Here is an 8,977-nt window from a genome sequence, read left to right as displayed (position 1 = left end):
CCCGCTGTATGTGGGCGACACCTTCCGCCACGCAGTCATCTCCATCGCCGGCGGACCGCTTTCAGAGGTGATAGTGGACACCGGGTCGCATGGTCTTGTGGTCCCACCCCAAGACGTCAATATCGCGACCCTCGGCGCGCCCGGCCCGACGGGAATGCTCCATTACGGCAACAGCGTGGATTACCGGGAGGAGACCTACACCTCATATACCGCTCCGGTGAATCTTGGGAATGGGATCATCACCAAACCGACCACCGTTGCCGTCGTCACGTCCCTAAAGGTCGTGCAAAATGGCGGTCCCCCAATCACTATGCCGGCCTCGGAGGCACCCGCGTTTCTGGGTGTGGGTGAGAATACGACGGGCCCGATCCCCAGCGCGGTAAAAGCGTTGCCGGACACCCTGGGTCAGGGTGTGCTGCTGAACCAACCCGGGGGTTATTTCGAGTTCGGCGCCAACCCACTACCACCCGGTATCTCGGTCTCCGGAGCCCCCCTTGCCACCCTGGACGTCACGATCGGCGGCAACGGGCAGGCGCCCGTCACGACAACCGCGCCGAGCGCATTTATCGATTCCGGTGTTCCCTTCGGATGGGTCCCCCAAGACTTTCTCCCGAGCGGTCAGCAAGGCGGCGCCTACGTGCCGGCGGGAGACACGATTACGGTCAGCTACAACGGTACGACGCTGTTCACGGAGACGGTGACCGGTACGGCCCCCGAGCTCCCGATGGTCGTGTCGAACACCGATCCGTTCAATACCGGGGGTTATCCCTTCACGCAGGGGCCGATCTACCTGTCCTACAGCCCCAGCGGTACCGGGACGATGGTCTTCGATACCTGAGCACGGCATTCCTGCCGCTGCGAGTGACGGCAGAAGCGGCTACTAAATGAGCAGGTCAGGGTCGTTTGTGTAAGCTGCTTAGCCGTGGGATACGCAGGAGACATCACGCCCCTCGAGGCATGGAAGCTGCTGAGCGACAACCCCGACGCCGTGCTGGTCGACGTGCGCACCGACGCCGAATGGCGCTTCGTGGGCGTGCCCGACCTGTCCAGCCTGGGGCGCGACGTGGTGTACATCGAGTGGGTCACCGCCAACGGCGTCCCCAACGCGAACTTCGCCGAGGAGCTGAAGAGCCACGTTCCGCCGGCCGACGAAGAGCGGCCCGTGATCTTCCTGTGTCGCTCGGGTAACCGCTCCATCGGCGCGGCCGAGGTGGCGACCCAGGTCGGCCTCACCCCCGCCTACAACGTGCTGGACGGCTTCGAGGGCCAGCTCGACGCCAATGGCCATCGCGGTGGAAACGGTTGGCGCGCAGTCGGATTGCCCTGGAAGCAGGGGTAGCAGCAAGGATGACGGACGACCAATCGGTCCGCACGCCCAAGGCGCTGCCCGACGGCGTCAGCCAGGCCACCATCGGGGTGCGCGGCGGGCTGCTGCGATCCGGTTTCGAAGAGACCGCCGAGGCGATGTTCCTGACGTCCGGCTACGTGTACGAGTCGGCGGCGGTGGCCGAGCGGTCGTTCACCGGCGAGCTGGACCATTTCGTCTACTCCCGCTACGGCAACCCGACCGTCACGATGTTCGAGGAGCGGTTGCGCCTGATCGAGGGGGCGCCCGCGGCGTTCGCCACCGCGAGCGGCATGGCGGCGGTGTTCACCTCGCTGGGCGCGCTGCTGGCCGCCGGTGACCGGCTGGTCGCGGCGCGCAGCCTGTTCGGGTCGTGCTTCGTGGTGTGCAACGAGATCCTGCCGCGGTGGGGGGTCGAGACCGTCTTCGTCGACGGCGACGACCTCGCGCAGTGGGAGCGGGCGCTCTCGGTTCCCACGCAGGCGGTGTTCTTCGAGACCCCGTCGAACCCGATGCAGTCGCTGGTGGACATCGCCGCGGTGACCGAGATGGCTCACGCCGCCGGCGCGAAAGTGGTGCTGGACAACGTCTTTGCCACCCCGCTGCTGCAGCAGGGGCTTCCGCTCGGGGTGGACGTGGTGGTGTACTCGGGTACCAAGCACATCGACGGGCAGGGCCGGGTGCTGGGCGGCGCCATCCTGGGCGACAAGGAGTACATCGACGGCCCGGTGCAGAAGCTGATGCGGCACACCGGCCCGGCGATGAGCGCCTTCAACGCCTGGGTGTTGCTGAAAGGCCTTGAGACGCTGGCGGTTCGGGTCGAGCACAGCAACGCGTCCGCGCACCGCATCGCGGAGTTCCTCGAGACCCACCCCGCGGTGAGCTGGGTGCGCTACCCTTACCTGACGTCGCACCCGCAATACGACCTGGCCAAGCGCCAGATGACCGGCGGCGGAACGGTGATCACCTTCGCGCTCGACTGCGCCGAAAGCGCCGCCAAACAGCGGGCTTTCGAGGTTCTGGACAAGCTGCGGCTGATCGACATCTCCAACAACCTGGGCGACGCGAAATCCCTGATCACGCATCCGGCCACGACGACGCACCGCGCGATGGGCCCGGAGGGTCGCGCCGCGATCGGGCTGGGCGACAACGTGGTTCGCATCTCCGTCGGGCTGGAGGGCACCGACGACCTGATCGCCGATATCGATCAGGCCCTGGGCTAGCCGGCCTGCTTCTCGGCGGCCTCGATGCGTTCGGCCGCGGCCAGCGTCCCCTCCTGCGCCTGCTTCTCCACCCAGTCCACCACCGGCCGGGCGTACATCATCTGGCTGGTGATCGCCATCTGGCCGCGCGTGCGGCCCAGGAAGGAGATGCCCCAGGAAAACATGGCGGCAATGCGGTTGCGGAATCCGACCAGGTACAACAGGTGCAACAACAGCCACGCCAGCCAGGCGATGAAGCCGCCGAACTCCAGCTTGCCGATCTTGGCGACCGCGCTGTACCGCGAGATCAGCGCCATGCTGCCCTTGTCGAAGTAGTTGAACGGCTTGCGGGTGGCCGGGTCGTCGTGGCCCTTGACGGCCTGCTTGATCAGCGCGGTGGCGTAGTGCGCCCCCTGAATCGCGCCTTGGGCCATGCCCGGTACGCCGGGCACCGACATCAGGTCGCCGACGACGAACACGTACGGGTGGCCCTTGACGGTGAGGTCGGGCTCGACGATCACCCGTCCGGCGCGGTCGGTTTCGGTGCCGTCGGACTGCTCGGCGATCATCTTGCCCAGCGGGCTGGCCTGCACGCCGGCCGCCCACACCTTGCAGGCGCATTCGATGCGGCGCTCGCTGCCGTCGGAGTCCTTGACCGTGATGCCCATGTAGTCGACCGCGGTCACCATGGCGTTGAGCTGGACCTCGACGCCCATCTTCTCCAGCCGCCGCTGCGCCTTGAGGCCCAGCTTTTCACCCATGGGCGGCAGCACCGCGGGCGCCGCGTCGAGCAGGATGACCCGGCAGTCGCTGGGCGTGATGGTCCGAAAGGCGCCGGCCAGCGTGCGCTCGGCGAGTTGGACGATCTCGCCGGCCAGCTCGACTCCCGTCGGCCCCGCCCCGACCACCACGAACGTCAGCCGGCGTTGGCGCTCGGCCGGGTCGGTGGCGACCTCGGCGGCCTCGAAGGCGCCGAGGATGCGGCTGCGTAGCTCCAGGGCGTCGTCGATCGACTTCATGCCGGGCGCGAACGCGGCGTAGTCGTCGTTGCCGAAATAGGACTGCTGCGCGCCGGCGGCCACGATGAGGCTGTCGTAGTGCGTCACGGTCTGCATCCCCATCAGGTGCGACGTGACCGTCTGTGCCTTCAGGTCGATCGCTTCGACCTCGCCCCACAACACCCGGACGTTCTTCTGCTTGCGCAGGATGAGCCTGGTGGTGGGCGCGATGTCGCCCTCGGACAGGATCCCGGTGGCCACCTGGTAGAGCAGCGGCTGGAAAAGGTGAGTGGTGGTCATCGAGATCAGGGTGACGTCGACATCGGCCCGCTTGAGCGAGCGCGCCGCGTTCAGCCCCCCGAATCCGCTCCCGATGATGACGACGTGATGGCGCGACATGCCTACCCCTTCGTGTCGTGGTCCCCGCGGCCCGTCACCAGCCTATGTGGTCGGGGGCCGCCCTCAATACCTAAGTGCGTCGCTGCACGTCAGCGACGCGCCCCCGCGCTCCGGGCACTCTTGGGTAGAGCCACGCCCCACACACGTAGTTCGGCGAGCCGGCCGTCGTGCAAACCGTTGTGCGCCAAGATGTTTAGAAGGGCCACGCCCCGGCGTTGGTCTTGTACTTCCCGTTGAGTTGGTTGCAGAAGTCGTCGTTGGTGCCGGCCAGGAAGATGTAATAGGCCTCCGCGTTGCTGCGGCGGCTGTCGAAGGAATTGGGCGTCGTCCAGCCGCTGTTGCACGCCGCCGTGTCCGAACCCGTGGTGGGCTTGCGCCAATTGGTCTTGGCGCAGGCGTTCAGAGCGTCGACGTTGGGGGTGGCGCTCTTGGCGGCGACGAGCATCGCGCCGCCCCACAGCCCGTCGTTGCGCCGGTAGGCGCGGGCCCCGAATCCCGTGTTGTTGGTCTGGCAGGCCAGCGCCCGCTTGAGCAGCCCGAAGGGGGCGGCAAGCTGCGGATTGCTGACCGCGGCCGAGGCGGTGATGAATTGGGCCGCGTCCGAGCCGTCGACCTCCTGGACATTCGGGTTGCCGAGGCCGGTCAGCTGCTGCGCGATCCCGGAGTTGTTGCCCCCGCCGATGATCGGCCCGCCACCGCCGGAGGTCAGCGCGGGCAGCGTGACGGGATCGGCGGTTGCGACTGGAGCGGACAGGGCCAGTCCGCAGGCGGCGAACAGAACGCCGACCCGGTACAGGGCAGATCTCATAGCGGGACTCCTCTCAGCGGAACGCGTCGCTGCCGGTGAACGCCTGGCCGAGGACGAGCTGGTGCATCTCGGGTGTGCCCTCGTAGGTCAGCACCGATTCCAGGTTGACCATGTGCCGGATGACGGGGTATTCCAGCGATATTCCGTTGCCGCCCAATATGGTTCGGGCGGTGCGACAGATCTTGATCGCCTCTCGGGTGTTGTTGAGCTTGCCGAAGCTGACCTGTTCGGGGCGCAGCCCGACGCCGTCCTTGAGGCGGCCGAGGTGCAGCGACAGCAGCTGCCCCTTGTGCAGTTCGACCGCCATGTCGACGAGTTTGGCCTGCGTCAGCTGGAATCCGGCGATCGGGCGCCCGAACTGGGTGCGCTGCGTGGCGTAGTCGAGCGCGGCCTGCCAGGCCGACCTCGCCGCGCCCATCGACCCCCAGATGATCCCGTAGCGCGCCTCCGACAGGCACGACAGCGGGCCGCGCAACCCCGTCGCCGCGGGCAGCAGCGCGTCGGCGGGCAGCCGCACGTCGTCGAGCACCAGCTCGCTGGTGATCGATGCGCGCAGCGACAGCTTGTGATGAATGGTGTTGGCGGCGAAGCCCGGCGTGTTGGTCGGCACCACAAAGCCGCGGATCCCGTCGTCGGTGCCGGCCCACACGATCGCCACGTCGGCGACCGAGCCGTTGGTGATCCACAACTTTCGCCCGTTGAGCACCCAGTCCGAACCATCTTGGCGCGCACGGGTTTTCATCGCGGCCGGATCGCTTCCGACGTCGGGCTCGGTCAACCCGAAGCAGCCGAGCAGTTCGCCGGCGGCCATGCCGGGCAGCCACTGCTGCTTCTGCTCCTCGGACCCGAACTTCCAGATCGCGAACATCGCCAGCGACCCCTGCACGGAGACCATCGACCGGATACCCGAGTCGGCGGCCTCCAGCTCGGTGCAGGCCAGGCCGTAGTGCACGGCCGAGGCGCCGCCGCAGCCGTAGCCGTGCAGGTGCATGCCGAGCAGCCCGAGCTGGCCGAACTGCTTGGCCAGCTGGCGGACGGGAAGGTCGCCGATCTCGAACCACTCGGCGACATAGGGGAGGACGTGCTCGGCGCAGAACTTGCGCACCGTGTCGCGCACGGCGAGCTCGTCCTCGGACAGGGAGGCGTCCAGGCCCAACGGGTCGTCCCGGTCGAACGCCGGAGGTGCGTCAGTGCTCATAGGACCCAGCCTGCCACCCGGTAGTCTCGCGGCATGCGGAGGCTCCAGTGGATGGCCTACCTGTTCGTCGATGTCGTCGCCGTGCTGGTGTTCTGCGCCGCCGGACGCCGCAGCCACGCCGAAGGGCTCACCCTGGGCGGCCTTGCGACGACGGCCTGGCCGTTTCTGGCCGGAACCGTCGTCGGGTGGCTGCTCTCCCGCGGGTGGCGGCGACCGACCGCCGTGGCCCCGACCGGCGTGATCGTCTGGCTGTCCACCGTCGCGATCGGCATGCTGCTGCGCAAGGCCAGCTCGGCGGGCGTGGCGGCGAGCTTCGTGGTGGTCGCAGCGTCGGTCACCGCGGTCCTGTTGCTCGGCTGGCGGGCCGCCGTGGGCCTGGCCTTGCGGCGCCGCTCCAACGCCTGAGCGGACCATGGCACCCGCCAGCTGGAACCCGGCCGCCGGCGACGGCCTGACCACCACGTTCGACGCGGTCGTCCGGGCCGTGGCCACCAACAAGGGCCTCCTGGACGACCCGTTCGCCGAGCCGCTGGTGCGCGCCACCGGCGTGCCGTACTTCACCCAGATCATCGACGACGAGCGATACGCCGCCGACGACGGCGGTCACCCGATCACGACGGGGCTCATCCACGTCCAGGCCGCGTACGGACGGTTCCTGGACGACTTTCTCGCCGACGCCGGCCGCTCCGGCATTCGCCAGGTGGTGATTCTGGGGTCGGGGCTGGACACCCGGCCGTACCGACTGTGGTGGCCACCGGGCACGACGGTGTACGAGATCGATCGCCCGGACGTCCTCGATTTCAAGGCCGGGGTGCTGCGGGGGCTGGACGCGCGGCCCGGCGCGCACCGCCGCGAGATCGGCGTCGACCTTCGCCAGGATTGGCTGGCGGCGCTGCGCCGGGCCGGTTTCGACGCCGCGACGCCCACGGTCTGGATCGCCGAGCAACTGCTCGTCGGCTACCTGCCGCCGGACGCCCAGCACCGGTTGCTGCAGGGCGTCACCGAGGCGAGCGCGCCCGGCAGCCGGTTGTCCGCCGATCACATGGCGAGCTGGACACCGGAACGGCAGGCGGCGCGGCAGGCCTTCGTGGACGGCTGGCGACGGCGCGGCCTGGACGTCGACCTGGCCAGCCTGACCTACCCGGGCGAATACCGCTTTGTCCCCGAATATCTGGCGGCGCATGGCTGGGAGACGGCCAAGCGGAACGTCGTCGAGTTGTTCACCGGCCTGGGGTTGGCCGAATTGTGGCGCGGCCGCCCGGAGCACGTGGAACTGCTCCCCGGGTATGTCACGGCATCGCGCGTCTAACTCGTGCCGCGCCCGGCCAGCTCATTAAGTGGATTAAAGGTTCAGTTATTGAAATTCCATCCATGCCGGCCGTCGCTCCGAATGACTTGTGTTCAAGCCGAAGACGGCGCCCATGGGCGTCCGAAGACGAAGGAGTCGAAACGCAATGATGAGCACTCGCGCGAAAACGCTTGCCGCGGCGGGTCTTGCGGCCATCGCCGTCGCCGCGGGGCCGACGGTCACGGCCACAGCTGACAACCCGAGTGACCTGATCGGGACCGGTTGCGCGGACTATGCCAAGCAGAATCCGAGCGGTCCGGGGTCCGTGATGGGGATGTCGCGCGACCCGGTGGCGACGGCGACGTCGAACAACCCGATGTTGACGACCCTGGCCGCGGCGCTGTCGGGGAAGCTGAATCCGAACGTGAACCTGGTCTCGACCCTCAACAACGGCCAGTACACGGTGTTCGCGCCCACCAACGCCGCGTTCGACAAGCTGCCGGCGGGGACCGTCGACAAGCTGAAGACGGACTCGCAGCTGCTGACCAGCATCTTGACGTATCACGTCGTCCAGGGGCAGCTCAGCCCGGCGGTGATCGGCGGCGTCCACCCGACGGTGCAGGGCGCGCCCCTCACCGTGGCCGGCCAAGGCAACGACCTGAGGGTCAACAACGCGGGCCTGGTCTGCGGCGGGGTGCACACGTCGAACGCGACGGTCTACATGATCGACACGGTGCTGATGCCCCCCGGCCAATAGAGCCGACCCGCCGCCGGGTGGAATGGGCGCGCGTGGGAAACGTTAGATGATTACGTGACGCCCACCGCCCGGCTCGAGTTCGTCGCGGCCACCCACGACGATCCCTTAGCGCGGCCGCTGCTAGCCGAGCTGGCCGTCGAGTACGCGGAGCGCTACGGAGGCACGCCGGACAGGCACCTGGCCTGGCTGCCGGTGCCGGCGGGTGAGCTGGCGCCGCCCGACGGCGGCTTGCTCATCGGTGTCGTGGGTGGCGTGGCGGTCACCGGCGGGGCGTTCCGGCGCTTCGACGCCGACACCGCCGAGCTCAAGCGGATCTGGACCGACAGCGCCCATCGGCGCCGCGGCTATGCGCGGGCGCTGCTGGCGGCGCTCGAGGCGGAGACCGCCGCGCGGGGTTACCGGCGGCTGTATCTGATCACCGGCAATCGCCAGCCCGAGGCCGAGGCGCTGTACGACGCGACGGGGTACACCCGCATCGCCCCCGCCGAGCCGCTGCCCGACTGGGGACCGTTCCGGCCGATCGCCTTCGAGAAGTGGCTGCCATGACGGGTCAATTCCACCTGGGCGTCGCGCTCGACGGGTACGGCTGGGACCCGCGCGCGTGGCAGGTCACCCTCGCCGCCGACCCGGAGACGCCGTCGGTGCTCGGCGGTCCTTACTGGGCCGACTTGGCGGCCACGGCGGAGCGCGGGCTGCTGGACTTCCTCACCATCGACGACAGCTTGATGCCGCAGATCGGCCGAAGCTCCCGGATTCATCCGGACCGGCTGACCGGCCGCGCCGACGCCGTCCTGGTCGCGGCCCGCATCGCCCCCGCCACGCGACACGAAGTCAAGCGTGGCAATGGATTTGGAGACGTGGAAAGGCTCGGTATGGGTGACCGTGGCCACGGGGATCAGCCCGATGTGTCGCGTGGCGGGGGCGATGCGGGCCGCGACCAGGACGGCGTCGGCGCGGCCGGTCAGCCGGTCCGGATGAATCC

At 68.6% G+C, this 8,977-nt stretch carries 10 protein-coding genes and 1 pseudogene; 8 read left to right on the top strand and 3 right to left on the bottom strand.

Annotated features, from left to right (window positions below; all coding sequences use genetic code 11):
- The 3 genes from A5706_RS33885 to A5706_RS29650 all read left to right on the top strand — a co-directional run.
- Positions 1-838, top strand: an 838-nt coding sequence (locus A5706_RS33885; protein WP_197518027.1) for a PecA family PE domain-processing aspartic protease, incomplete at its 5' end; no start/stop codon positions are given.
- 84 nt (positions 839-922) lie between these two features.
- The gene (locus tag A5706_RS29655; RefSeq protein ID WP_068139462.1) at positions 923-1,339 is read left to right on the top strand and encodes a rhodanese-like domain-containing protein; all 417 of its coding nucleotides are present in this window, start codon (positions 923-925) and stop codon (positions 1,337-1,339) included.
- A gap of 8 nt (positions 1,340-1,347) precedes the next feature.
- The gene (locus A5706_RS29650) at positions 1,348-2,568 is read left to right on the top strand and encodes an O-succinylhomoserine sulfhydrylase (protein WP_068139460.1); all 1,221 of its coding nucleotides are present in this window, start codon (positions 1,348-1,350) and stop codon (positions 2,566-2,568) included.
- Here A5706_RS29650 and A5706_RS29645 read toward each other — a convergent pair.
- The 3 genes from A5706_RS29645 to A5706_RS29635 form a co-directional block, all read right to left on the bottom strand.
- Positions 2,565-3,944 (bottom strand): NAD(P)/FAD-dependent oxidoreductase, encoded by a 1,380-nt coding sequence (locus tag A5706_RS29645; RefSeq protein WP_068139457.1) that lies wholly within the window; start codon positions 3,942-3,944, stop codon positions 2,565-2,567. The two genes, A5706_RS29650 and A5706_RS29645, sit on opposite strands and share 4 nt — an antisense overlap.
- 193 nt (positions 3,945-4,137) lie before the next feature.
- Positions 4,138-4,752, bottom strand: a complete 615-nt coding sequence (locus A5706_RS29640; protein WP_068139452.1) for a hypothetical protein — start codon at positions 4,750-4,752, stop codon at positions 4,138-4,140.
- Positions 4,753-4,765: 13 nt separating this feature from the next.
- Positions 4,766-5,950 (bottom strand): acyl-CoA dehydrogenase, encoded by a 1,185-nt coding sequence (locus A5706_RS29635; protein ID WP_068139449.1) that lies wholly within the window; start codon positions 5,948-5,950, stop codon positions 4,766-4,768.
- A gap of 33 nt (positions 5,951-5,983) precedes the next feature.
- On the opposite strand from A5706_RS29635, the gene A5706_RS29630 reads away from it, so the two are divergent.
- The 5 genes and pseudogenes from A5706_RS29630 to A5706_RS35395 all read left to right on the top strand — a co-directional run.
- Positions 5,984-6,355: a DUF3054 domain-containing protein gene (locus A5706_RS29630; RefSeq protein ID WP_068139445.1), complete on the top strand. Its 372-nt coding sequence runs from the start codon at positions 5,984-5,986 to the stop codon at positions 6,353-6,355.
- A gap of 7 nt (positions 6,356-6,362) precedes the next feature.
- Positions 6,363-7,259, top strand: coding sequence for an SAM-dependent methyltransferase (locus A5706_RS29625; RefSeq protein WP_068139439.1), 897 nt, complete (start codon positions 6,363-6,365; stop codon positions 7,257-7,259).
- 145 nt (positions 7,260-7,404) lie between these two features.
- The gene (locus A5706_RS29620; protein WP_068139437.1) at positions 7,405-7,995 is read left to right on the top strand and encodes a fasciclin domain-containing protein; all 591 of its coding nucleotides are present in this window, start codon (positions 7,405-7,407) and stop codon (positions 7,993-7,995) included.
- Between the two features lie 54 nt (positions 7,996-8,049).
- Entirely contained in the window at positions 8,050-8,541 is a 492-nt protein-coding gene (locus tag A5706_RS35400; protein ID WP_068139433.1) for a GNAT family N-acetyltransferase, read from the top strand.
- Positions 8,538-8,977, top strand: a pseudogene (locus tag A5706_RS35395) (hypothetical protein); the annotation flags it as partial. The gene A5706_RS35400 and the pseudogene A5706_RS35395, both read left to right, overlap by 4 nt.

Origin of the sequence: Mycobacterium sp. E796 (genome assembly GCF_001672815.1) — a bacterium.
Classification (GTDB): Bacteria; Actinomycetota; Actinomycetes; order Mycobacteriales; family Mycobacteriaceae; genus Mycobacterium.
This window is presented reverse-complemented; position numbering and strand designations above follow the sequence as displayed.